Source organism: Halobacillus sp. A5, from assembly GCF_024189315.1.
Classification (GTDB): domain Bacteria; phylum Bacillota; class Bacilli; order Bacillales; family Halobacillaceae; genus Halobacillus_A.
The window spans coordinates 314,199-339,016 of sequence record NZ_JAIZEO010000002.1; the positions used below are offsets into that span (position 1 = coordinate 314,199).

The following is a 24,818-nucleotide window of genomic DNA, read 5'->3' on the forward strand; positions in this document are numbered from 1 at the left end:
ATTAATTCCCTGTAAACTGATAAACTTTTCTAGGTCTTCCTCTTTCGCCGGATTGTGCTTCACCGGACTGTTCAACGATTCCGACCCGTTCCATCTCTGCAAGGATCCGCCTGCCGTTTCTCTCTGTACTTTTCATCCAGCGGGCTAAATCCTGAGAGGTAAACTGCTCCCGCCGATAATGGTTCGCATAAGCTGTTATCTTTGATACCACCCCCGGACTAAGATTGACATCCTTCATTTTTTCCTTCCAGGATTGGCCGATTTCTGTGGTGCGGTAGTTAATCTCATCTTCCTGCTGCTTGGCAGTAATCGATTGATCATCATCTACCACCAGCAGGGTAGGCTTCTCATAGTCTTTAATGTGACGGAAGCCTAACCGTACGTGCTGTTCGGCCTGAAGGACGGTTTCGCCAAATCCAATGGACACTTTCACCTGCAGATTGGTTTGTAAATGAATCTCATCAATTAAGGAAAATAAGTCCCCCTCTGTCTCTATACTCAGCTCTCCTCTGGTAGTGAAAATGAAAAACAAACCGTCTCCCATCTGCATCACGGAGCCGTTTGTTTTTTCTGCAATTTCGAAAAGCTGCCGTCTGACATCTAATTCCTGGTATTTAGTTTTAAACGAATAATAAAGTTCTTCGAGATTATCCGGTTCCATTTCGATTCGGCAGCCGATAACTGCTACCTGCGAGTTACGGTAGAGATTAGACTGTGCACGTTCTTCTAAAAACTGTATGATCATTTTAATAGATAAATAGGAGGGCGTTACACGGTAGACCGGGATGTTCTTTTCCCTAAGCTGGAGATAAACATCCTGAATGGAAGTAATAACAACTTCCGCCCTACCCTGGTCATATAATTCAGTGTGAAATTCTACGAGTTCGTTAGTGCTTTTGTTGCTTTCAAAGGGGTGGGTGTAATAGGTTAATTCCTCCAGTTGGTAATAGGAAAGAATTTTATCGAACTCTTTGCTGGTAATAGTATCGATGCTTACATGTCTGAAAACTTGGTTTGAGTTAAGCTGGGCTTCCAGAAGTATTCCGAAAAAGCTGGCCCCGTGAAGAGGGGGGAAGGCTCCTTCCTCAGTGGTAATCAAATTGTGGTCCATAGCGTACGTATAATTCAACACCCCTGAGAAAAACCACTGATCCACATCATTTCGGTACTGCTTTAAGATTGCAGATACTTCTTCCAGTTGTTCATAAGGGTAAGGGACAAAGGAAATGTCCTCGAATTCTTTGGCCACATACATGATTCTCTGTAAAGAATCGTGAGGGGCAATGACACCGATTTTAGTCTTCAATGACCCTCACCCGTTTCTTCTTTTAAATACTCAGCTATCACTTGAGAACCTTTAGCTAAGTCTTTAATTGAAGCAAATTCTTTAGGGTGATGGCTGATTCCTTGTTCGCAAGGGATGAACAGCAGCCCGGAAGGCCATTTATGAGCCATGTTCATCACGTCATGACCAGCTCCACTATCCATTGTAAAAGGCTTTAAGCCCATTTTCTCAGTGACATGAGTAAGCCTCTCATGTACTTGAGGGTTTAAAAAGACGGATGGGTTGTCGACCAGAGTGTTGATTTTGATTTGGACGCTGCGCTTTTCTTCGATTTTTTTACAGTAGGCCGCTATTCGATCCGCCAACTCTCTCTTCAAGGAGTCGTTGACACTTCGTATGTCGATTCCCAGTGTCACTTCACCAGGAATGACGTTCATCACATTAGGCTCAAGCTGTACTGTGCTTACAGTCGCTACAAGCGGAATGTCCTGTTCGCGATTGAGCAGGCTGGCCTGTTCCTCGACAAAAGCAACCAGGGGAGCAATGGCAGCAAATGCATCGAATCGGCGGTTCATCGGGGTTGTACCTGTATGGTTCGCCATGCCTACAGCTTTGACTTGCAGACGGATCGGGCAGGCCACTCCCCGTACTATTCCTAAATCGGCTTGGTTGTCTTCGATTTGAGTACCTTGTTCAATGTGGAGTTCAAGAAAGCTTTCCAAATCTTGTTCTGAAAGTTCAGCTTCACCCACCTTCTCCCACGGGAGTCCAAAGTCTTCTACTGCTTCTTTAATCGTTATTCCTTCTGCATCTTTAACAGGTGCGATGTCGTCTTTATCCAGTAATCCGGATATGGATTTACTTCCAATTGTGGAGACCCCGAAACGGGCCGATTCTTCAGAGGCAAAACAGATAATGCTGATATTTTTCTTTGGTTGAAATTCATGGTCCTTTAGTATTTTTATGGCTGCCAGTGCTGTGAGAACGCCAGCCACACCGTCGTAGCCTCCGCCATTTTTAACGGTATCTACGTGTGAACCGACGGCAGCAGTGGGGGCATCTTCCTTAACTGTCCATGTGGCCCATTGATTGCCGGCTTGATCTGTTGTTGTCGTCAAACCAAGTGATTGTGCGATCATTTGAAAAGCTTGATGGGATTGTTTCTCTTCTTTTGTATAGCTGAGTCGGGAGAACCCTTGCTCATAGTCCATTTCATTGACTAAATTAAGCTTTAATAAATGGGTCTCAAGCCAGGCGTGCAAGTCAGCCAATTTCGCTCACTCCTTTCACAATCTGAATGTAGGCATCCACTGCAACAGGCAGGACCTCTTCTTCAAAATCAAAGTTCGGTGAGTGATGGTTATCCGGCAGATAAGTACCAAACAGCATGTACGTTGCTTTACCGCCATTCGCCTGTACTGCATTCATCATAAAGCTCGCATCCTCGGAACCCGAAACCATTGCATAAGGATCCACCCTTGTAATGAATTCACTGGATTCACATGCCTTCGTAATTGACGGGATCAGCGATTCATCACACTTTACTTCTTCAGTTTCTCCAACAAATTCGACTTCAGCTTCGACTTGATACATCAAGGCGGAGGCTTCAATTATTCGTCGTGCTTCGGTTTGCATGTATTGATTAATATCCTGGTTTTCTCCTCTGGTTTCTAATTCGAGGTAACCGCGGTCGGATATGATGTTCCGTCCATTCCCTGCAATGAGCTTCCCTACATTCACTCTGCTGATGCCGTCACTGTGGCGGGAAATACCGTGCAGCTGAGTAGCTGCAGTTGCTGCTGCAAGTAATGCGTTTCGTCCGGCTTCGGGCTTCATGCCTGAATGGGAGGATTGACCTTTAAAGTAAACATTCAGCTTTGATGAAGCTAAGAACCCTCTCGTTGTAGCAGCAATTGTACCGACAGGGAGCGAATTTATACCGATGTGCCCGGAGTAAAATTCATCCACTCCCTGAAGCCAGCCTTTTTCCGTCATCGCTCTGGCTCCGCGGCCACCTTCCTCAGCCGGCTGGAAGAGGAGGGTGAACCTTCCTTTTAAATGCTCGTGATTTTCTGCGATAAAACGGGCAAGTCCAAGTCCGATTGTCGTATGGCCGTCATGCCCGCAAGCGTGCATAATCCCTTTGTACCTGGAACCGAACCCTTCTTTATGAGGGATATGCTCTGCCTGCTCGGCTTCTTCAATCGGCAGGGCATCAATGTCAAAGCGAAAGGCAAGGTGGGAGCCGCTTTTTTCCGTGTCATAAACAGCCACTATGCCTGTATGACCGTCACGCATCTTATCCATCCATTCTTCACTGACGCCGTTCTCAATAGCCCTTTTTTCATTTGCTTTGATCTCGCTGGCCTTTGGCACACCGTAACGGGCTTCGGTCTCCAGAGCCTCCCTGCCTGAATAAACTGTGAATCCAAGCTTTTTAAGCTCTTCTCCGAGCAGGGAAGTGGTGTAATATTCCGTAAACCCTAATTCAGGATATTGGTGCAGATGCCGCCGCCATTTATTCAGGTAAGGCTCTATTTGTTTTACAAATCCACTAGGCTGAACAGCCATTGTACCTCGCTCCTTATTTAAGAGTGTTAAGTGTATCGAGAGCTACCTTTGCTAGAAATTCACTACCGATCGGTAATGCTTTTTCGTTTAGCAGAAATCCTGGGTCGTGAAGAGGCTTCTGGTTCTCCGCATCCTCAATTTGAGTGCCAAGCCATATAAAAGCGCCGGGATACTTTAATAAAAATCTTGAAAAATCCTCTCCAGCCAGAGCCGGGTCTACTTCAGGAACGGACGCCTCTCCCAGGATGCTTTTAGCAGAGATCCGGGCCTGTTCTGCCCATTCAGGTGTATTTATCGTAGCGGGATAACCGTCAAAGTATTGAATGTCAGAGGATCCCTCGAACGCTTCACACGTTTGTTCTATAATCGTGTGAAATCTTTGCTTCACTTTTTCTTTTACTTCCGTTTTGAACGTGCGGATTGTTCCTTCAAAAGTGATTTCGTCAGGAATCACATTGTAGCTGTATCCGCCTTCAATTCTTCCAATGGTTACGACTGCTGAGTCAAGCGGGTTGACATTACGGCTGACGATCGTCTGCAGACTTGAAATAATTTGGTTCGTAATAATCAATGCATCATTTCCATCATGAGGCATGCTCGCATGTCCGCCTTTTCCTTTAACCGTCACTTTGAAACGATCCGAAGCGCCCATCATTTCATTGTCACGAATCCCTACCTGACCAACAGGAAGGCCCGGCCACACATGCTGGCCGAAAATAACGTCAGGAATATATTCATCAAAGACTCCATCCTCCATCATAGGCTGCGAACCTCCGTAAGGTGATGTTTCCTCTGCCGGCTGGAAGACGAGCAGGACAGTACCGTGGATGTCTTGTTGTATTTTCTGTAAAGCGGCTCCTGCACCTAACAGCATGGCGATATGCGCATCGTGGCCGCAGGCATGCATTTTTCCTTTATTTGCAGATGCAAACTCATGGTCATTTGCTTCCTGTATAGGGAGAGCATCCATATCAGCACGCAAAGCGACTGTACCGCCTGGCTTTGCCCCTTTAATAATTCCGAGGACCCCGGTTTTTGCGAACCCGGACTGCCATTGAATCCCGTATTCCGTTAATTTGTCTTTCACTAATGAAGAAGTCTTATGTTCTTCATTGCTTAGTTCTGGATTTTTGTGCAAGGCTCTGCGAATTTCTTTAATTTCCGTTTCTATAGGTGTGATTAATTCTTTGATGGTGTCCAAAAAAGAACCTCCTTTATTTAAGGACATTGTCCTTTAATGTTCCGTTATTAATGTATTATAACAGATAGAAATTAAATTGCACCCCTATTCGACGAATTTTTCAGAAAAATTAAAATTATGCATTGTTTTGCAGGTTATATCCGGCTGGAGTCGACTGTTTGGAGTTGGAAAGTGGTGACGACCTATAAAAGATGAGCTCCCTGCGTAATATAGAAGATTTATGTATGATTAAGTGTAATTTAGAAGAGAGCCGGGAGTATAATCAATAGGAAGTTTAAAAGTAAAACAGCCCCCTGGTTTATTTATGGGGCTGTTTGCAGGAGGTTGAGAAAGCATGGTCGGTGCGTTGAATCGCGGATATAAATAGAAAACCGCTGATAATCATGTAGGGTCATGGAAAGGGAGTCGTTTCCTAGAACCCTTTCCTACGTATTCTGCAAGTAATGTGTAAACACTTTCTAGATGAAAGAGAAAACGATGGTTTCTCAACAAAATAAAAACAGCCCCCAGGTTGTTATCTCTGGGGGCTGTTTCCTTAGCCGACAGCTTCAATATTATGATCAGGAAGCATCTTTTGCAGTTCGTTTTTCTCTTCAGCTGTTAATGGAACCATTGGCAGGCGGACGCCGCCTGTATATATTCCTTTCATGTTCAGTGCTGCTTTAACCGGCGACGGGCTTGGAGCGGTAAATAACGCCTTCATTACAGGGAGTAATTTGCGGTGCATTGCACTCGCATATTGAACGTCACCGTCGTTATAGCTGTGAACCATTTGCTGCATTTCATTTCCGATAATGTGAGAGGCGACTGATACAACTCCAGTTCCGCCAATAGCAAGGATGGGCAGAGTCATACCATCGTCACCGCTGTAAACCGAAAATTTATTGGATGTACGACTGATGATATCCGTAACAGCATCCAAGTCTCCACTTGATTCTTTAACGGAAACAATATTATTTAGTTCGGACAAGCGAACGATCGTGTCCGGCTCCATGTTGACAGCGCTTCTTCCTGGAATGTTATACAACATAACGGGGAGGCTGGTTGATTCAGCGATTGATTTGAAGTGCTGAAATAATCCTTCCTGGGAGGGCTTGTTGTAATATGGAGCAACAAGCATCACGGCGTCTACGCCCGTCTCCTCAACTTTTCGTGTTAATTGAATAGAAGCTTGAGTATTGTTGGAGCCTGTTCCTGCTATGACAGGGACCCGTCCATTTACAATCTTCACTACATACTGATAGAACTCCATTTTCTCCTCAGAAGTTAACGTTGGTGATTCACCAGTTGTTCCTCCAATGACTAATCCATCCGTGCCGTTCGCAAGTAAATGATTAACCAATGTCCTTGTTGCATTAAAGTCAATCTCGCCCTTTTGGTCAAATGGGGTGACCATTGCCGTTAATACCTGGCCAAAGTTCATCTCTTCACACCCTTTTCTTAAAAATTATACATACAGAGATGGAATGGGCTTTTAAGTATAAGCACAAAAAAGCAACAACGAAGGGAATCGCTGTTGCTGAAGAAATCGATTAATTGTCGCATCGTTTCCTGCAAAGATAGCCCTCCATATAGTCTCCTATATGACAGTCCCGTGTTTATTCAACAGCAGAACCAGCATCCAGAATATGAGTTCTTTCCGCTTCGGCAAATCCCCCTTTTCACAATGGTCGATGAATCTCATAGTTCTCACATTGTGTACTAATGGTCTTTGCACCTCTATCCTCTCTTCAATGAATTGAAGGAAGAAAGTATTTAGTTGCCTGAACTATAACAGAATTTCCTCATTATAGCAAGGGGGATATTAGTTTCTTTTTCCTGTTAGAGAAGAAAATATATTTAGGATTTTTTCTTCTAGGTTTTGTAATGAATAGATAAGGTTACTTACAGATATAATGACTAATTGGCGCATAATTCTTTCTTAAGATTGCTGATCCCCGCTATTCTTCTTAATTTTTTCCAAAAAAGTGACAAATTTTCGTCAAAAGTATAAAAATATGTGAGCGATCAATGACAATTTCATTAACATTATTTCAATTCGTCATATTTTTGCTATACTACTTTCAGTTAAAGTGCAATCCATTAATTTATTATGCGGCAGAGCCTTTAAATAAATTGAAAAAGGAGTGAACCGAGTGAAAAGCATGAAGCAATTCTTCAAAAGAGGACTGATCTTACTTCCGCTCAGCCTTGTATTGTTTTTGAGCGGGTGCAGTCAGATGGCTGTGTTTGATCCGAAGGGTCCTGTAGCTCAAACTCAGAGCGATTTGATTATCTATTCTATTATCCTCATGTTATTTATAGTTGTCGTCGTGTTTGTGCCGTTCGGATACTTTGTCTACAAATATCGTGACACAAACCCGAACCGTAAGGAAAGCGACTATGAGCCACATATGCATGGAAATACGATGATCGAGATCGTTTGGACGATCATCCCATTCGTCATTGTCGTTGCATTAAGTATTCCTACGGTGAACACGTTATTTGAGTTAGAGAAGCCTCCTGAGTCTACTGATTCTGCAACAGAGGATACAGAGGAAGAACCGCTTGTCGTTCATGCCACAGCGGCAGACTGGAAATGGTTCTTCAGTTATCCGGAAGAAGACATAGAAACCGTAAACTACTTACACATTCCGACTGACCGGCCGATTGAATTTAAATTATCATCTGCCGACTCGATGGCAGCAATGTGGATCCCTCAATTAGGCGGACAGAAGTATAACATGGCCGGAATGGAGAACACCCTTTATCTGCAGGCAGATGAAGAAGGAGTTTACGATGGAAGAAACTCTAACTTTAATGGTGAAGGCTTTACAAAACATACTTTTGAAGTCTACGCCGAGAGTGAAGAAGATTATGATGCCTGGGTTGAGGAAACTCAGAATGAAGCTCCTGAGCTGTCTCAGGAAGAGTATGATGAACTACTCGAGCCTGGTTTAACAACAGAAGCTGAATATTCCTCCACTCACTTAGAATGGGTCGATCACGGCACTAATGACGGACGTGATTATGCGGTGAACCGTCACTATGACTTATACGGCGAGCTGATGCACTTGTACAGTGATCATGAGGCCGAAGATTTCATGGACGAAGAGAATGAAGAGGATCATGAAAGTCATTAAAAGAAAGCAGGTGAGCAACTATGCAACTTGATGAATTTTTCGTTACGGGTGAACCGCTCATATACGCGGGGATGGTCTCCATCGCCCTCGTGTCTGCCGCGATCCTATTTATATTAACGTATTTTAAAAAATGGGGTTGGTTGTGGCGTGAGTGGTTAACAACCGTTGATCATAAAAAGATAGGTGTTATGTATATTCTCAGTGCTTTAGCTATGTTGTTCCGTGGCGGGGCCGATGCGCTTATGATGCGTACTCAGCTTGCCTTCCCGAACATGAATTTCCTGAATGCTCAGCACTATGATGAAATATTTACAACTCACGGAACGGTTATGATTATTTTCATGGCGATGCCGTTTCTCATTGGTTTAATGAACGTTGTCGTACCGCTGCAGATTGGTGCGCGTGACGTAGCATTTCCATATTTAAATGCTCTGAGCTTCTGGTCGTTTTTATTTGGTGCGATGCTGTTTAACATTTCATTTGTTATCGGCGGATCGCCTGATGCTGGCTGGACGAGCTATACGCCGCTTGCCGGTGCAGCTATGAGTCCCGGACCAGGGCAGAACTTCTACCTTATGGGTCTGCAGCTGTCCGGTATAGGTACCCTTGCAACAGGTATTAACTTTATGGTAACGATTTTGAAAATGAGAGCGCCGGGAATGAAGATGTTCCAGATGCCGATCTTTACATGGTCTACTCTGATTACTTCATTTATTATCGTTTTTGCGTTTCCTATTCTGACTGTGGCTTTAGCTCTCATGACGCTTGACCGAGTCTTCGGTGCTCAGTTCTTTACTTTAACAGGTGAAGGTATGCCGATGATGTGGGCAAACCTGTTCTGGATGTGGGGTCACCCAGAGGTATACATCGTAATTTTACCTGCATTCGGTATATTCTCGGAAGTTATCGCAACTTTTGCCCGTAAACAGTTATTTGGTTATAAAGCTATGGTATGGGCGATTATTCTAATCGCCGGACTCAGCTTCTTAGTATGGGTGCACCATTTCTTCACAATGGGTGCCGGCGCATTTGTTAACTCAGTTTTCTCCATTTCAACGATGTTGATTGCTGTGCCGACAGGTGTGAAAATATTTAACTGGCTCGGGACGCTGTATAAATCGCGGATTAATAATACCGTCGCGATGATGTGGTCTCTCGCCTTTATCCCTAGTTTCGTTATCGGCGGGGTCACGGGTGTGATGCTCGGAATGGCCTCTGCTGACTACCAGTTCCACAACTCATACTTCTTAGTGGCTCACTTCCACTACGTGCTGATTGCTGGTACTGTATTTGCCTGTTTCTCAGGACTTGTATTCTGGTATCCGAAAATGTTTGGCCACAAGCTTAATGAACGACTTGGGAAATGGAGCTTCTGGTTCTTTGTTATTGGTTTCCACGTTTGTTTCTTCCCGCAGTACTTTGCAGGGCTGGACGGGATGCCGCGTCGTGTGTTTACGATTATTCCAGAATGGATGCCGCTTAACATTATCTCCAGTGTCGGCGCCTTTGGCATGGGGATCGGTTTTGCGATCTTCGTATTCACGGTTGTTTACAGCTACCGATACAGCGAGCGCGAGAAAACAGGAGACAGCTGGGACGACGGACGTACGCTTGAATGGGCTACGCCTACACCGGTTCCTTTCTACAACTTTGCAACAGTTCCGCATATCAACAGCATGGATGCTTATGTAAAGTTGAAAGAAGAAGGAAAAACAACATTTGATGAAGATAAACTGGAACCGATTCACATGCCTAGTAACACAGGTCAGCCGTTTATCATGATGGCCTTCCTGTTTGTAGCAAGCTTCGGAGTTGTTTTCGAATGGATGTGGATGGCTATTGCCGGATTAATTGCCGGAGTTGTCATGATGGTGATCCGTTCCTTCGATTATGATGAAGGCTTCCATGTAGAAATTGATGAAATCAAGCGTACTGAACGCTCGACAAGGGGGTTATAATATGAGTTCTCATGAACTGAAAACAGGCCCTTTGGAATATAGAACCCAGGAAGGTCAAATGACAATTATGGGATTCTGGATCTTCTTAGCGGCAGAAATCGTGTTGTTCTCGACTCTCTTTGCCACGTATGCTGTATTGTTTGGAAGAACCGCTGATTCTACACCTCCAGGCGAGTTGTTCGAGCCGGGTATCGTACTGATCATGACGTTCCTTTTATTAACGAGTAGTTTCACATGTGGACTTGCGATCCATGAAATGAGAAGAGGATCGGTAAAAGGACTTCTTATTTGGATGATGATTACGTTACTTCTAGGTCTCGGCTTCCTTGGATTTGAAATATATGAATTTATTCACTACACCCATGAAGGAGCGACCATGCAGTCAAGTGCTTTCTGGTCAGCCTTCTTTACTCTGGCAGGAACTCATGGGTTGCACGTCACGCTGGGGATCGGCTGGGCGATCCTGCTGCTTATTCAAGTAGCGAAGCGCGGGTTAACCCCGAGAACCAGCCGGAAATTCTTTGTAATCGGGTTATACTGGCACTTCCTGGACGTCGTGTGGATCTTTATTTTCACTAGTGTTTATTTAATAGGGATGGTGGTTTAATATGGCAGAGCATAATAAACGAATTCCTATGCAGCACGTCGTCGGTTTTGTTTTGTCAATTGCCTTGACCCTTTTAGCTACGTGGGCAGCGCTGGGATCTAACCTGTCTACAACGTGGATTATTTCAGGAATAATGATTCTTGCTGTAATCCAGGCGGGCATCCAGCTGTTTATGTTTATGCACGTCGTAGAATTTAAAAGTCAGAACGGCCATGTACCATGGAATATGATGTTCCACGGCGCCGTCTTAGCAGCTATTATTGTTGCCGGTTCACTATTTGTTATGTCCTTTGGATTTACTCATGATCATGATGGAGACGATCATCAACAGCACGAGCAGCAGGAAGATGATGGTCAGGAACAGCATGATGAGGGAGAGCACGAAGGACATTAATCTGCCGGTGGTCTGAGCGTATATAACAAGTTATGGTGGTGATGAAATTGCAAATGAATGAGAAACTCTACAACCAGGAAAGTCATACGGCATCAGCGTTTTCTCAAAAGCATGTGATTGGATATATGTTTTGCATATTGTTGACGGCTTTGTCCCTATGGGGAGCTTTATATTCAGCCTATACGCCTAAGCTTTTATTATACGTTCTGGCGGCTGCAGCCTTTTCGCAGGCGATGATTCAATTAGTGCATGAACAGAAACGTTCAGCAGAGCAATAAATGCATAAAAAATCCCGCTTCCTCCAGTAGGCAGCGGGATTTTTTCTTTTATTGATAGCTCTTCTTCAGTTTGGCTTCCTGCGTGCTTACTACGTAAATGATAAACATAATCCATGCGATTTGTGAGACAAACAAGCCTGCGTAGAAAATGATCCACAGCGGTGAAAAAGTCGCCGGTGCTGTATTAAAGACAGCCTGGAAGTAGTACATCCACATTCCTACTAACAGAACAGACTGAACAATGGCCAGAGGCATTTTCTTCAATTTAATAAACAAGAAAGGTGTGAGCGTGGAAAGCATAAGGAAAATCATTACAACATCCATGTAAACACAACTCCTTTTAAGGATTTAGATGTAAGCGCATTCTTTTAACTTACTATTATTGTAACAAAAAGTTCTCGTAAATGACACATAATGTTCACAAGTTTTACTGGATTATTTTTAATTTACCCATAATAGAGGGGGAATAACCTTTTAATTGGCAGAAATATTCTCTTTTGACTCGATGTGGTTTAAGATGGTAAGTAGCAGTTAACATTAAAGAAATGGATAGATTACACAAAAGGAAGGTCCACATGTCTATAAATGATGAAAATATAACGAGAATTTTCTTAGATAATAAAGAATTGATTCTAATCGGTACAGCTCACGTGTCCAGGAAGAGTGCAGATCAGGTAAAAGAAGTGATTGAACATGAAAAGCCTGATTCTGTATGTGTAGAGCTCGACCAACAGCGGTATCAATCCATTAAAGAAGGGAGCAGGTGGCAGGATACCGATATTTTTAGTGTGATTAAGCAAAAGAAAGCGACCTTGCTTCTCATGAACATGGTTATTTCTTCGTTTCAGAAGCGCATGGCTAAACAAATGGGCATCAAGCCGGGTCAGGAGATGATTCAGGGCATCGAGTCGGCTGACGAAGCTGGCGCCACACTTGTGCTTGCAGACCGTAATATTCAAATCACATTTGCCCGAATCTGGGGTAATTTAGGGGCGTGGGGTAAGGCTAAGCTCCTCATGCAGATTGTAATGAGCATATTCAGCAGTGAAACTATTTCTGAAGATGAACTCGAAAAATTAAAATCAAAGGATATGCTGGATTCCATGCTTCAAGATTTAACGAGACATTTCCCTCGTTTGAAGAAGCCGTTAATTGATGAGCGGGATCAATATTTAGCCCAGAAAATTAAAGAAGCACCCGGTGAAAAAATAGTTGCCGTTCTCGGCGCTGCCCACATTCCCGGGGTGAAAAAGGAAATTCATAATGAGCATAACTTAGATAAATTAACAAAGCGGCCGCCTAAATCCAAAGCACCAAAAATAATTGGCTGGACCATCCCTCTTATTATTATTGGGATTATTGTCTATACCTTTATGACCAACCCGGCCGCAGGAACTCAGCAGACGATCAGCTGGATCCTGTGGAATGGATCGTTCTCTGCTATTGGGGCGGCAGCCGCACTCGGCCACCCGCTGGCTGTATTGACGGCTTTTGTTGCAGCTCCAATTACTTCATTAAACCCGCTCATTGCAGCTGGCTGGTTTGCTGGAATTGTTCAAGCTTATTTCAGACGTCCTAATGTGAAGGATTTTGAGAATTTATCTGATGATGCCTCGTCTTTAAAAGGTTTCTGGGATAACCGGGTCACCCGTATACTTTTGATTATTGTCCTCTCAAATGTCGGAAGCTCCCTTGGTACGTTGATTGGGGGGGCGGATGTGCTTCGGGTATTTTTGGAAAATTTATAAGCTATGCCGCCTTCTTTCAGGGGCGGTTTTCTTATGTCGTCAACACTCGATTGCGGTAAAGGACAATCAGCAGTACGAGCATAACAATGTCGAGTCTTGCACTAAACAATGCATGAACAAAGCCTCCGTGAAGCGCGGGTACTTTGGTTAATAGAAGTGCGCCGGCCATAACCACTATAAGGGCCAGCAATGCCGGTTTTAAGTATTTATTAAAAAGTAGTAAAAGACCTCCTCCAATTTCGACCCAGGCTACGGTATACATTGTTTCCACAGGATAGGGAAGAGGCAGGCTTGTGAAATAATCAGCCAGTTCACTGTTGACAACCTTCATTAAACCAGAAGTAATAAATACAAAAGCTACCGTGAATTTCAAAAATTTTAGGATTTGAAACGAACGATCCATTGGGTTTGTCCTCCTTTTTTATTTAATGTATGAGGACAAGTGCAGGAAATATTCAAAAAACGGTTGACGAGAAGTGGGTCGAGTGTTTATAATACGGGAATAATTACATATAAATCTCTTATTTAGAGTGGCAGAGGGACTAGGCCCTATGATGCCCGGCAACCTTTCAAGCAACACTTGAAAAAGGTGCCAATTCCTACAGATTGAAATGGTCTGAAAGATAAGAGGAGTCGGACGCACACACAAAATCCCTCTTCTTATTAAGAGGGATTTTTTTATGTAATTTTAATAAATCATGGAAGGATGAGCAGAATGAAGCGTAGTTTAGAGCAGCGGTTGAAGGACGGACCAGTGATTTGTGGGGAAGGATATTTATTTGAGCTTGAAAGAAGAGGTTATTTGCAGGCGGGATCGTTTGTTCCTGAAGTAGCCCTTGATAATCCAGAGGCCTTAAAGCAGACGTACCGTGATTATATGCTGTCAGGGTCAGATGTAGTGCTGGCATTTACGTATAATGCCCATCGTGAGAAGATGCGTATTATCGGCAAAGAGGATTTGCTTGAACCGTTAAACCGTCAGGCTATTCGTTTAGCTAGAGAAGTAGCGCAGGAGCACCCGGAAGAGGAAGCACTTGTCGCTGGGAACATTTCAAATACGAACTTATTTAATCCCGATGATGCAGATTCAAAGCAAACAGTACGTGAAATGTTTGCTGAAATGGTGAAGTGGTGTAAAGAAGAAGATGTTGATTTCGTAAATGGGGAAACATTCTATTATTACGAGGAAGCACAAATCGCTCTTGAGGAAATTCAAAAGCAGGGTCTGCCTGCAGTTATTACGTTTGGATTGATGGGCGAAAACGTCCTCCGCGATGGGTATAGCGTGGAGGAAGGATGTCGTCTGCTTGAAGAGGCAGGCGCACTGGTAGTAGGCATGAACTGCTTTAGAGGACCGGCAACTATGCAGCCTTATATTGAAAAAATTACCCAGAACGTAAACGGCTACGTAGGTGCACTGCCGATTCCGTATCGTACATCTGAGGAACATCCTACATTCTTTAACCTTCCGGACGGTGGATGTTCGTGCAGTTTACCAACGGAAACAACATTCCCGACTTCCCTGGATCCGCTGTATTGCAACCGCTATGAGCTGGCCCAATGGGCGAAGGATGCTCAAAGCAGCGGTGTTAACTACTTCGGACTATGCTGTGGAGCCTCGCCGAGCATGCTGCGTGAGGTAGCAGAAACGGTCGGACGCAAGGCTGTAAACTCCACGTATTCACCAGACATGAAAAAGCACTTCTTGTTTGGATCTGATAATACGCTGCAGGATCACATGACTTCTTACCGTACGAAAGCATAATTATTGCAGCCGTCTCCTTACGACAGGGAGGCGGTTTTTTAATGGAATCGCCCGTAAATTCATGTAAAAACCCATAAAAATTTTTATTCGCCCATAAAAAGCATCACCAGGTGCAGGAGGCGTCGAGGTGCCCCGATTGCATGAAAGAAGCACCAGGTATTGAACCAGGTGCTTTGGGTTTACTAAAATTTGTCGAAGTGTCTGCCGCATCCACAGGAATCGTGATGTTTTTCGAATTTTTGTTCGAATTTAAAACAGCAATAGCATTTACATTGACATTTGCATTTTGGTTTTTCTTTTTTTTCACAACATTTTCTTGAAAAAAAATCTAATCTGTCATCGTGGTGGTGACGACGTTTGAAGTCATGCTCCCAGAACATAGTAAGCCCCCCTTTCTCTAGTATTCTATTCACCAAAGAAGAGACTGGTTTGTATATATCACTATACGATTTGCAAAAATTGACTCTTTTTACTGGGCAAAATAAGGTTTTTTCTATGATAAAATGATAGGAATAGGAGGTTCGGTATGTTCAAAAATTCAATTTTAGTTTTTTTCAGCGCACTCTTGATTGTATTCATGGCCGGCTGTGGAGAAAGCTCGATGGACACAGCTGATGATCAAGACAATAAGGAGACCGAGGAATCTCAAGAAGAACAGAAGTCAGAGAAGAAAGGTGATGCTGAAGAAGATGAGGGAGATAGTGCAGACGAAAAAGAGAATGAGTCTGAAGAGCAGAGGGAAGAGGCAGACGAGTCTTCAGGTTCCAAAGACAATAATGTAGAATCTGATGGGGAAACAGTAGAGGAATCAGAGGTTAAGAAAGAAAAGGAAAAAGATATTGAGAAAGAGTCGTTGTCTTCTGATTTGACGGCGCACTATATTGATGTGGGTCAGGCGGACGCTGCGCTGGTTGAGTTTGAAGATCAAGGTCAGCCTATTAATATCTTAATAGATGCAGGGAACTGGAATGATGATCGGGTAATTAATTACTTACATAGTGAAAATATTGATCAAATCGACATTGCTATCGGAACACACCCGGACGCCGATCATATCGGCCAGCTGGATCGCGTGGTGGACCAGTTTAATGTGGGTGAAGTTTGGATGTCTGGTAATGAAAGCACCTCAGAAACTTATGATAGAGTTCTCGAATCGATTGAGAGTAATGGCACGGATTATGTTGAACCAAGAGCAGGAGAAACTTATAATATTGGTCCGTTAACGATTGATCTGCTTTACCCGGAGACACTTACAGGAGATACAAATAGAGAGTCCATCTCATTTAAAATGAGCTACGGTGAGGTTGACTTCGTTTTCACCGGGGATGCTGAGGCTGAGGACGAAGCGCAGATGATGCAGGGAGCTTCAAGTGTAGATGCCGAAATACTGCAATTAGGTCATCATGGATCCTCTACTTCCACCAGTCAAACTTTTTTAGATGAAGTAGGGCCGGAAACGGCGATATACAGTGCCGGGGAAGACAATCAGTATGGCCACCCCAGCACGGAAGTCGTCGAGCGGGTTCAGGAGGCTGGCATTGACCTCTACGGAACAGATGTACACGGCACGATTGAAGTAACAACAGATGGAGAAAGCTATGATGTGGCCACGAACGAAGATGGAACCGCATCACCTCAAAGCGGTCCTTCAGAAGGTGAACCGGATGCTTCCGAAGAGGAAGAAGAGGAGCGGGAAGATACCGAACCAGCAGGTGATTGTGTAGATATTAACAGTGCTTCTGTGGAAGAGGTACAGGAAATCACTCAAATCGGGCCGGCACGTGCTGAGGATTTAGTTGAGTTACGACCTTATGATTCTGTTGACGACTTAACCAAAATCGACGGCATTGGCCCTGCCCGTATTGATGAAATAAAAGCGCAGGGAATAGCTTGTACAGGAGGATAAAACGATGAAAGCTGTATATGATCGTTTGGAAGAAGACCGTCATGCAGTCCTGCTGGTGGAAGAGACGAACAGAGAGTATATCGTTGACAAAGAGAGGCTGCCTGAAGGAAGTAAGGTGCATGACTGGTTCGAGGTCACTCTACAGGGGGATAAAATTATCTCCATTACTCGTGATCCTGAAGCAGCTGCTGCCCAGCTGGAAAAGGTGAAAAGTAAAAGAAGGAACTTGAAGAGAAACAGCAGGGGGAGCCGGTTTAAGCGTAAATGAATATCTTTAACGCGGCTGATTGATCTCGTTTATTTTTCGAACATAGGTTAGAAAAAGCAGCTGAGAGGGGATAGTCCTATACCACAGGTTTAGGAGGTCCCTTGTTATGAAGAAGATTATCAACTATGGGAAGGAAGTCTTCTCAGAATTTCAGAAAGATAATGTGCCGCTGCTTGGCGCTGCACAGGCTTACTATTATTTATTAGCGATCTTTCCATTAGTCATTTTGCTATTATCATTATTACCGTATTTAAACATAAGTGCTGAAGAAGCCATGAGCTTCGTTCAGAACGTTGTACCGGGGGAAGCCACGGATATTTTTCAGGAAAATATCGTCGAGCTGGTCGAACAGCCGAACGGCGGCTTGTTAACGATCGGTATTCTTGGTACGTTATGGTCTGCTTCAAGCGGGGTGAACGCATTCATTCAAGCCTCCAACATTGCCTATAATGTGGAAGAGACTCGTTCCTTTATTAAAGTACGTCTCTTGTCCATTCTACTTACTGTTGGAATGATTGTTGCGATCGCAGTAGCCCTGGCTCTCCCTATTTTTGGGGATGTCATTATAACAATGTTAAGAGATTTATTAAATCTGCCAGAACAGACAGTGATCCTCTTTCAAATCCTGCGCTGGGTAGTAAGTATTGTAGTTATGGCAGGGACGTTAATGGCCCTGTATCGTTTCGCACCCGATAAGACATTACCTTTTAAAGAAATTCTTCCGGGAGCTCTGATTACAGCAGTGCTATGGCAGTTATTTTCCCTGCTTTTCTCCTTTTACGTAAGTAACTTTGCGAATTATTCGGCGACGTATGGAAGCCTTGGGGGGATCATTATCCTAATGCTTTGGTTCTTCGCTACGGGCATGATCTTAATGATTGGAGCAGAGATTAATGTGGTCCGTCACCGGAGGAAGAAGCGGCGGGCGCAGGAAGTAGCGTAGTTAATAGCAGGTGCGTGTCTGGAGTAAACCAGCTCAGTATCGTGAGAAATAACCGAATCAACATAAAAAATCGGGTATTGAATCTTAAAGATTCAACCCGTTTTTTTATACAGGGATGAACCACTGAGGGGTTGAGAGGATTCCATGAAAAAGCAGTATTCTGAAATAAGATTGTTTTGAAAATTAATCCACAAAACAGCCATTTAAACATGACCTATTGAGGCATCATTCCGAAATGAAGGAGAAAGGAGGAATAACAGAAATGAAACAAGGCAGGATTATTATCATTACTGGTTCGCCAGGGACTGGTAAAAGTGCAACGGCCTCTATTCTTGCTAAAGAGTCTAATTTACCAAAATCAGTACATATGCACACGGATGATTTTTATAACTATATTCAAAAAGGGGCAATCCTTCCAATTTTACCGGAATCACAAGAACAAAACTTAATTGTTATCGAAGCTTTTTTGGAAGCTGCAAAACGTTTTGCACGTGGTGGGTACGATGTGATTATAGATGGAATAGTGGGTCCTTGGTACTTAAAGCAGTTGTTAAAAGTCGTACAAGATAATTATGAAGTCCATTACATTATTTTAAGAGCGACAAAAGAAGAAACTATGAAACGCGCAGTGAATCGTGCCCAATTGGACGAAGATGGCAATATCGAATTGGTAGAAAAAATGTGGAATCAATTTAACAAATTAGGCAGCTATGAATCCAATATTATTGATACAACACATCAATCAATCGAACGATGTGTTTCAACAATAAAATCTGTAATTGAAGAGAAATCATTTTTACTCACTATATGATGTGAGCCAAAAGTTAAATAAACGGGACCTTTAATGAAAAAGCTCAAAAAATGCTCTGAGCATTTTGGGGTATTATATAAATGAACTACTTACATCGCCAGTTCTTCCTTTTTTACAAGAAGGACTCATTTTTCTTTATAAAAAGTGGTATAAATAAGGAAAGAGCTCGTACAAGTAATAGAAAGTATAAAAACAGGCGGGGGAAATAAAATGAAGAAGCGCTTAGTCCTCACGACGATAATATTGTTTCCGATTTACGTGCTTTTAGTTTATTTGTACTTGTTCCACTGGACGAGTGCGGGGGTTCCTGAAGCGTACAGAGGCACGGCAGCTGATCCAGTTACTTTTATGTCGGCCCAGGAAATCGCCCTCAGCCAGGAATATTCCAGGTATCGTAATCTTCTCTACTTTATTGGGCTGCCATTTGAAATTCTTATTTACATAGCTGTCCTCGTATTTGGCTGGTCTCCTATTTTTAAAAGCTTTGGTGAACGAGTTTCCCGATTTTCTTTCATTAACATTCCGATCTTTGTATTACTGCTCTCCACCGTTGTATGGGTTATCAGCTTTCCGCTTGATTTCATTGGTTATCGTTTGTCCTCTCAATATGGAATATCAACGCAGAGTTTTTCCAGCTGGATGAGAGATGAGTTAATGAGCTTCTGGATCGGTTTTTTTATTATGGCACTATTAATTACCGTTCTTTACCTTTTGATCAAAAAAGCACAGAAACGGTGGTGGCTGTATGCCTGGCTGCTGCTCATTCCTTTTTTTACATTTATGATGTATATCCAGCCCGTACTGATTGATCCGTTATACAACGAGTTTACCGAATTAAAGAACCCGGAACTGGAAGAAAAAATTCTGGCCCTGGCCCATGAAGCAGACATTCCTGCCGATCGTGTCTTTGAAGTGGACATGTCGGAGAAAACCAATGCTATGAATGCCTATGTCAACGGCATTGGTTCTAATTTGCGCATTGTATTGTGGGACACGACTCTTAATGAGCTTGATGAAAATGAAACATTGTTTATTATGGCTCATGAAATCGGCCATTATGTGATGAACCATTTGTATATGAATCTGGCCGGAGTGATTTTATCGAGTCTAGTTGGCCTGTATATAACCTACCGTCTACTACATGTAGTTATTAATAAGTGGGGTCGGGAGTTTGGGATTAAGAGTGTTTCTGAGATTACCTCCCTTCCTGTTCTTTTCTTATTGTTATCCTTGCTGTCAATAGTTTCGGCGCCGGCAGAGTCAGCTGTTTCCCGTCAGGCAGAGCGGGCAGCAGATAAATATGCAATCGAGATGATGCCGGACCGGGAAGCAGCGATCGGCTCCTTTCAAGAACTGACGATTAATGGGCGCAGTGAAGTAAACCCGCCGGCCCTTGTGAAGTTCTTCCGATACGGGCATCCGACAATGATGGAGCGGATCGTTATGCTTGAAGAACATGAAAGTGAAGAATAAGAAAAAGCAGCCGGGGGAGAGATCCCTAAGGCTGCTTTTTCTGCCGCGTTATTTAAACCATCCTTTTTCCTTCACACGTGAGACAGCTTCAATTCGGTTGCTTACTTCAAGCTTATCTAAAATAACCGAGATATAGTTGCGGACCGTTCCGGTTGTAATGTAGAGCTGTCTGGCAATTTCCTTCGTGTTTTTTCCATCTGCGATCAGCTCTACTACCTGTTTCTCCCGCTCTGTTAACGGATTTTCATTACCGAACGCCATATCCACTAATTCCGGTGCAAAAATTCTCTTTCCATTCATAATCGTACGAATGGAATTGGCAAGGTCTTCACTCGGACTGTCTTTTAATAAGTAGCCGCTTACCCCTGCTTTCTGCGCGCGTTCAAAATATCCTGCACGGGCAAACGTCGTTAAAATAATGATTTTGCATGGGTGGTCCTTTAATTCTTCAGCAGCATCGAGGCCGCTCTTTACAGGCATTTCAATGTCCATAATACAAATATCAGGATTCAGCTGCAGCACGAGGTCACATGCTTCTTCGCCGTTCTTTGCTGTTCCTGCTACTTCCATATCTTCTTCTAAATCAAGCAGGGAACCAAGAGCCCCTAAGAGCATACGCTGGTCTTCTGCAATGACTACACGTATCATTTCAATTCCTCCTGTTTTGACTGTTGAATGACCTTGGGTACACGGATCGTCAGAGTCGTCCCGTGATTGGATGTCAATTCCAGGCTGCCGTTCACGAACTCCAGCCGCTCACGCATGCCTTGAAGCCCGTGACCACTCAGTGAAATATTCCGCTCGGATAGGCCGGTACCGTCATCACTGATTCGCAGCACGACTTCATCCGGCGGCTGATCGATGATGATGCGGCAGTTGGAAGCTTGACTGTGCTTCACAACATTTGTAACAGCTTCTTTTAAGCACATGCTGAGCACATTCTCAACAAGAAGAGGCGTCTGGCCGAATTCGGGACTGCCTTCCGTATGCAGTTTTATTTCCGCAGCCTGCAGGATCTGCTGCACTCGCAGCAATTCATCCTCGAGTCTGGCACCTCTCATGTTAGAGACCATTTCCCGCACTTCTTTTAAAGCAGTTCTAGCCGTTTGTCGAATGTCGTGAATTTCATTCTGTGCGGCAGTGGGATTCTTATGAATTAATTTCCCGGCCAGATCACTCTTCAATCCGATCAAGGAAAGTTTCTGGCCAAGTGTATCATGTAAGTCGCGGGCGATTCTTTCTCTTTCCTCAATTACTTTGAGCTGTGAAATTTTCTCATTGGCATCTTCCAGTTCACCTTCAAGCTTTTCGCGTTTAATTCTGTAGTACATGGTAAACGGCAGCAGAATGACTCCTATCAGACAGATAATGACAAAAGGAAGCTGGGGAAACAGGGCTTCATTCTGCATGAAGAAGACGAGAGCAATGGTTCCGGCAGTCGTTACGAGATGGACGATATATAAAGTAAGGAACCCGCTCAGCCGCTGGATATTACCTATGAAAAAAGCCAGAAACAAAGCAAAATAAATATAGCCGAACAACAGCGTCATTGTAATACTGATAGCCATTTCAATACTGACCCACACATAGACCATCCTGCTGTTTGAAATAAATGAAAGACGGTAAGAAAGGAAAAAAAGAATGATCATAAAGAATCCGAAAATAATTTCAGTTACCGAGGAAGAACGAAATATAAAGAAGAAGGGCAGTAAACAAAAAATGATCCATATGTAAGAGCTTAACCCCGTATTTTTAGGAATGATTTGATACCAGTTCTGCATAAGTTTCTCCTTTACGCCGTCTTTTTAACTTCATTGGTTATATTCTACCAAAAGAAACCCTATTCCGTATAAATAGGGTTTCTTAAGGTTTAACTATTTATCCTTACAGCTCGTCCTTACTCATTCAACCTTAGATTGATTTCTGAAGGCGCGGCTTAACTTCTTTAAAACTGACAAACGTCTTGTTTGCCGTGTCATACAGTCGGAACCGGATTGATTTTAAGCTTGATAGCAGTGTAATCGTTGTTGCTTTCTGCAGAGGAGGCGTTGACTCATGAGCTTCCTCCAATTTATAGTTCGGTACTCTCGGGCTTAAATGATGGACGTGGTGGTAACCGATACTGCCTGAAACCCATTGAAGAATTTTCGGCAGCTTATAATAAGAACTTCCATCAACAGCGGCTTTCACAAAGTCCCACTCGGATTCATCTTCAAAATAGGAATCTTCAAACTGGTGTTGGACGTAAAACAACCAAATACCGAGCACACCGGATACATATAGAATCGGCAGCTGGATGATGAGGAAGGCCTGCCAGCCGATCGCCCAAATCAACAGGGCATAAATTGCGGCAATGGACACATTCGTTACATGAGTGTTCCAGCGTTCTTTACGCTTTACGCCTTTTCGGTTAAAACGGTTGGATATACAAAATAAATACAGAGGACCCAACCCAAACATTACCAGAGGGTTACGGTAAAGACGGTAAGCTAACCGCTTCCACACAGAAGCTTCAATATACTCTTCAACCGTCATAACCCAGACGTCTCCTGTCCCTCGTTTATCCAGATTGCTGCTCGTGGCATGGTGAATCGAGTGATCACGTTTCCACTTTTCAAAAGGGAACAGCGTAATAATACCGGTAATCGTTCCGACGATTCGGTTGGCTTTTTGATTTTTAAAAAAGGACATGTGCGTGCAGTCATGGAAAATGATAAAAATGCGGATCACAAACCCGCCGGCGAGCATTGCTAATGGAACAGCAAGCCACACAGATACTGCCAGACTTTGGTATGCGGCAAACCAAAGCAGGAAAAAGGGAACCAGCGTATTAATTAATTGGCGTATTCCAACTGAATTATTAGGTTTCGCGAAAGATGCAACATTCTTTTTTAACTCTCGTTGTTTATGCTGACTCATAATAAGGACTCCTTATACGTTCATTTGATCACTTTTCTAAGCATAGAAGATTGGAGCGAAAGGTGTAAGACATAAACGTCACGTGGAGAGCATGACATTTGTCATGTATAAAGGGCTGCTTTATATGTAAGCGGTTTCTTTATTTGTGATAAGATGGAAATAAACAGCAATGAAATAAGGAGAGATAGTATGGCTAATATCGGTAACGAGGTCCAGTTTAAAGTCTATCAAAACATGTCAGACCCAGATCCTGACAGGCTTCCGGTCATCTATGAGGAATGGAAGGAACGTGCTCGTCAAGTGCTGGAGGACGGGCCTTATTATTATGTAGCCGGCGGGGCTGGCGGAGAACAAACAATGGAGGCCAATCGTGAAGCCTTCAATCAATGGAAAATAGTACCACGTATGCTGCGTAATGTGGAGAATAGGGATTTAACCGTTATGCTTTTCGGTGAAACATATGAGTCTCCGTTGATGCATGCTCCTATAGGTGTACAGTCTATTATCCATCCTGACGGAGAGATTGCTTCAGCAAAAGCAGCGGCTGCTATGGGTGTTCCTTATATTGCGAGCTCTGCTTCTACGGCGCCTATGGAAGAGATCGCAAAGGTAATGGGAGATGCCCCCAAATGGTTTCAGTTATATTGGAATCGTGACCCGGAAGTAACGGCCAGCTTTCTTAAGCGTGCTGAAAAGGCAGGCTACTCAGCTGTCGTAGTCACGCTTGATACTCCGATGATGGCCTGGCGTGAATTTGATTTGAAAAATGTATACCTGCCTTTTCTTGCGGGGGAGGGGGTAGGCAATTATTTATCCGATCCTGCCTTTTGCTCTAAATTGACTCATTCACCGAAAGAGGATCCTGCCGCTACGATTATGCATTGGACTAAAACATTCGGTAACCCTAGTTTAACATGGTCGGATCTAAGCTTCATTAAAGAGCAGACGAGCCTTCCTATAGTATTGAAAGGCGTTCTCCATCCAGATGACGCACAAATGGCTGTGGAGCAGGGAATGGATGGAATTATCGTGTCCAACCATGGCGGCCGGCAGGTGGACGGAGCCATTGGGGCACTTGATGCATTAGTTGATATATGCGAAGTGCTTCACCATCAAATTCCTGTTCTATTCGATGGGGGGATCAGGCGGGGAGCTGACGTAATTAAAGCTCTCTCTTTAGGAGCAGATGCTGTATTAATAGGTCGGCCATGTATGTATGGACTCGCAGCAGCCGGTGAAACAGGTGTGCGGGAAGTTTTGCAAAACCTGCTGGCTGATGTTGATTTAACGATGGCGTTAGCGGGTGAGACATCGGTTCGTGCTCTGAATCGTTCTATTTTGAAAGGGGCTAATTAAAACAGGTGAGCAAGTCAGTCTTTTCTTTAGTTGAAATTAGAAGCATAGGAAGGTGTTTTCAACTGCAAGCCATAGGTAACTCTTTTCTTTTTGTTGGAAAATTGTTACGATAAAAAATAAAATTTCTTATCAAGTGAGGTGGAGAGTTTGGTCCCTGAGCAGCCTGTGAAGGACAAGCTGCTCCACCCTGCAGGCCGGAAAGCTTGAAAGATA

24 protein-coding genes and 2 riboswitches are annotated in these 24,818 nt (G+C 43.6%); of the genes, 14 read left to right on the plus strand and 10 right to left on the minus strand.

Annotation, left to right across the window (positions count from 1 at the left end; genetic code table 11):
- Position 1: 1 nt before the first annotated feature.
- From LF822_RS09775 to dapA, 5 genes are all read right to left on the minus strand, one after another.
- Positions 2–1,306 (minus strand): helix-turn-helix domain-containing protein, encoded by a 1,305-nt coding sequence (locus tag LF822_RS09775; RefSeq protein WP_253923843.1) that lies wholly within the window; start codon positions 1,304–1,306, stop codon positions 2–4.
- A complete protein-coding gene (locus tag LF822_RS09780) occupies positions 1,303–2,556 on the minus strand; it encodes a M20 family metallo-hydrolase (RefSeq protein WP_253923844.1) in 1,254 nt (417 codons plus the stop codon). Before LF822_RS09780 ends, LF822_RS09775 begins: the two co-directional genes overlap by 4 nt.
- Positions 2,549–3,856 (minus strand): amidohydrolase, encoded by a 1,308-nt coding sequence (locus tag LF822_RS09785; protein ID WP_253923845.1) that lies wholly within the window; start codon positions 3,854–3,856, stop codon positions 2,549–2,551. The genes LF822_RS09780 and LF822_RS09785 overlap by 8 nt, the downstream gene beginning before the upstream one ends.
- A 13-nt stretch (positions 3,857–3,869) precedes the next feature.
- Positions 3,870–5,057 carry a M20 metallopeptidase family protein gene (locus LF822_RS09790; RefSeq protein ID WP_253923846.1) on the minus strand — a complete coding sequence of 396 codons (1,188 nt, stop codon included), beginning with the start codon at positions 5,055–5,057 and terminating at the stop codon, positions 3,870–3,872.
- Between the two features lie 535 nt (positions 5,058–5,592).
- Positions 5,593–6,480 carry a 4-hydroxy-tetrahydrodipicolinate synthase gene (dapA, locus tag LF822_RS09795; protein WP_253923847.1) on the minus strand — a complete coding sequence of 296 codons (888 nt, stop codon included), beginning with the start codon at positions 6,478–6,480 and terminating at the stop codon, positions 5,593–5,595.
- A gap of 129 nt (positions 6,481–6,609) precedes the next feature.
- Positions 6,610–6,787, minus strand: a riboswitch (Lysine riboswitch).
- A 414-nt stretch (positions 6,788–7,201) separates the two neighbouring features.
- Here dapA and qoxA point away from each other — a divergent pair.
- The 5 genes from qoxA to LF822_RS09820 are packed head-to-tail and all read left to right on the plus strand — an operon-like array spanning position 7,202 to position 11,416.
- Positions 7,202–8,179, plus strand: a complete 978-nt coding sequence (gene qoxA / locus LF822_RS09800; protein ID WP_253924255.1) for a cytochrome aa3 quinol oxidase subunit II — start codon at positions 7,202–7,204, stop codon at positions 8,177–8,179.
- Between the two features lie 20 nt (positions 8,180–8,199).
- Positions 8,200–10,137 (plus strand): cytochrome aa3 quinol oxidase subunit I, encoded by a 1,938-nt coding sequence (gene qoxB / locus LF822_RS09805; RefSeq protein ID WP_253923848.1) that lies wholly within the window; start codon positions 8,200–8,202, stop codon positions 10,135–10,137.
- Position 10,138: 1 nt separating this feature from the next.
- A complete protein-coding gene (gene qoxC / locus LF822_RS09810; protein WP_253923849.1) occupies positions 10,139–10,744 on the plus strand; it encodes a cytochrome aa3 quinol oxidase subunit III in 606 nt (201 codons plus the stop codon).
- A 1-nt stretch (position 10,745) separates the two neighbouring features.
- Entirely contained in the window at positions 10,746–11,138 is a 393-nt protein-coding gene (gene qoxD / locus LF822_RS09815; protein ID WP_253923850.1) for a cytochrome aa3 quinol oxidase subunit IV, read from the plus strand.
- Between the two features lie 53 nt (positions 11,139–11,191).
- Positions 11,192–11,416 carry a hypothetical protein gene (locus tag LF822_RS09820; protein ID WP_253923851.1) on the plus strand — a complete coding sequence of 75 codons (225 nt, stop codon included), beginning with the start codon at positions 11,192–11,194 and terminating at the stop codon, positions 11,414–11,416.
- A 48-nt stretch (positions 11,417–11,464) separates the two neighbouring features.
- On the opposite strand, the gene LF822_RS09825 is transcribed toward LF822_RS09820, so the two are convergent.
- Positions 11,465–11,740: a hypothetical protein gene (locus tag LF822_RS09825; RefSeq protein ID WP_253923852.1), complete on the minus strand. Its 276-nt coding sequence runs from the start codon at positions 11,738–11,740 to the stop codon at positions 11,465–11,467.
- Positions 11,741–11,991: 251 nt separating this feature from the next.
- On the opposite strand from LF822_RS09825, the gene LF822_RS09830 reads away from it, so the two are divergent.
- Positions 11,992–13,164, plus strand: a complete 1,173-nt coding sequence (locus LF822_RS09830) for a TraB/GumN family protein (RefSeq protein WP_253923853.1) — start codon at positions 11,992–11,994, stop codon at positions 13,162–13,164.
- A 31-nt stretch (positions 13,165–13,195) separates the two neighbouring features.
- On the opposite strand, the gene LF822_RS09835 is transcribed toward LF822_RS09830, so the two are convergent.
- Complete coding sequence (locus LF822_RS09835) at positions 13,196–13,567, minus strand: DoxX family protein (RefSeq protein ID WP_253923854.1); 372 nt, start codon at positions 13,565–13,567, stop codon at positions 13,196–13,198.
- A gap of 115 nt (positions 13,568–13,682) precedes the next feature.
- Positions 13,683–13,794: riboswitch (SAM riboswitch) on the plus strand.
- Positions 13,795–13,879: 85 nt separating this feature from the next.
- On the opposite strand from LF822_RS09835, the gene LF822_RS09840 reads away from it, so the two are divergent.
- The 7 genes from LF822_RS09840 (at position 13,880) to LF822_RS09870 (ending at position 20,330) form a co-directional block, all read left to right on the plus strand.
- Entirely contained in the window at positions 13,880–14,929 is a 1,050-nt protein-coding gene (locus LF822_RS09840; protein WP_253923855.1) for a homocysteine S-methyltransferase family protein, read from the plus strand.
- Between the two features lie 140 nt (positions 14,930–15,069).
- Positions 15,070–15,249 (plus strand): hypothetical protein, encoded by a 180-nt coding sequence (locus tag LF822_RS09845; protein WP_253923856.1) that lies wholly within the window; start codon positions 15,070–15,072, stop codon positions 15,247–15,249.
- A 206-nt stretch (positions 15,250–15,455) separates the two neighbouring features.
- Entirely contained in the window at positions 15,456–16,835 is a 1,380-nt protein-coding gene (locus LF822_RS09850; RefSeq protein WP_253923857.1) for an MBL fold metallo-hydrolase, read from the plus strand.
- Positions 16,836–16,839: 4 nt separating this feature from the next.
- Positions 16,840–17,103, plus strand: coding sequence for a DUF3006 family protein (locus tag LF822_RS09855; protein WP_253923858.1), 264 nt, complete (start codon positions 16,840–16,842; stop codon positions 17,101–17,103).
- A gap of 106 nt (positions 17,104–17,209) precedes the next feature.
- On the plus strand, positions 17,210–18,046 hold the full coding sequence (locus LF822_RS09860; protein WP_253923859.1) for a YihY/virulence factor BrkB family protein: 837 nt from the start codon (positions 17,210–17,212) through the stop codon (positions 18,044–18,046).
- A 262-nt stretch (positions 18,047–18,308) separates the two neighbouring features.
- The gene (locus LF822_RS09865; RefSeq protein WP_253923860.1) at positions 18,309–18,857 is read left to right on the plus strand and encodes a P-loop nucleotide/nucleoside kinase family protein; all 549 of its coding nucleotides are present in this window, start codon (positions 18,309–18,311) and stop codon (positions 18,855–18,857) included.
- 210 nt (positions 18,858–19,067) lie between these two features.
- Positions 19,068–20,330 (plus strand): M48 family metallopeptidase, encoded by a 1,263-nt coding sequence (locus LF822_RS09870; protein WP_253923861.1) that lies wholly within the window; start codon positions 19,068–19,070, stop codon positions 20,328–20,330.
- Positions 20,331–20,378: 48 nt separating this feature from the next.
- On the opposite strand, the gene LF822_RS09875 is transcribed toward LF822_RS09870, so the two are convergent.
- The 3 genes from LF822_RS09875 to desA form a co-directional block, all read right to left on the minus strand.
- Positions 20,379–20,978 (minus strand): response regulator transcription factor, encoded by a 600-nt coding sequence (locus tag LF822_RS09875; protein ID WP_253923862.1) that lies wholly within the window; start codon positions 20,976–20,978, stop codon positions 20,379–20,381.
- Complete coding sequence (locus LF822_RS09880; RefSeq protein WP_253923863.1) at positions 20,975–22,111, minus strand: sensor histidine kinase; 1,137 nt, start codon at positions 22,109–22,111, stop codon at positions 20,975–20,977. The genes LF822_RS09875 and LF822_RS09880 overlap by 4 nt, the downstream gene beginning before the upstream one ends.
- 130 nt (positions 22,112–22,241) lie before the next feature.
- Positions 22,242–23,249 (minus strand): Delta(5) desaturase DesA, encoded by a 1,008-nt coding sequence (gene desA / locus LF822_RS09885; RefSeq protein ID WP_253923864.1) that lies wholly within the window; start codon positions 23,247–23,249, stop codon positions 22,242–22,244.
- A gap of 189 nt (positions 23,250–23,438) precedes the next feature.
- Here desA and LF822_RS09890 point away from each other — a divergent pair, with 189 nt between their 5' ends.
- Positions 23,439–24,605, plus strand: coding sequence for an alpha-hydroxy-acid oxidizing protein (locus tag LF822_RS09890; protein WP_253923865.1), 1,167 nt, complete (start codon positions 23,439–23,441; stop codon positions 24,603–24,605).
- Positions 24,606–24,818 lie beyond the last annotated feature (213 nt).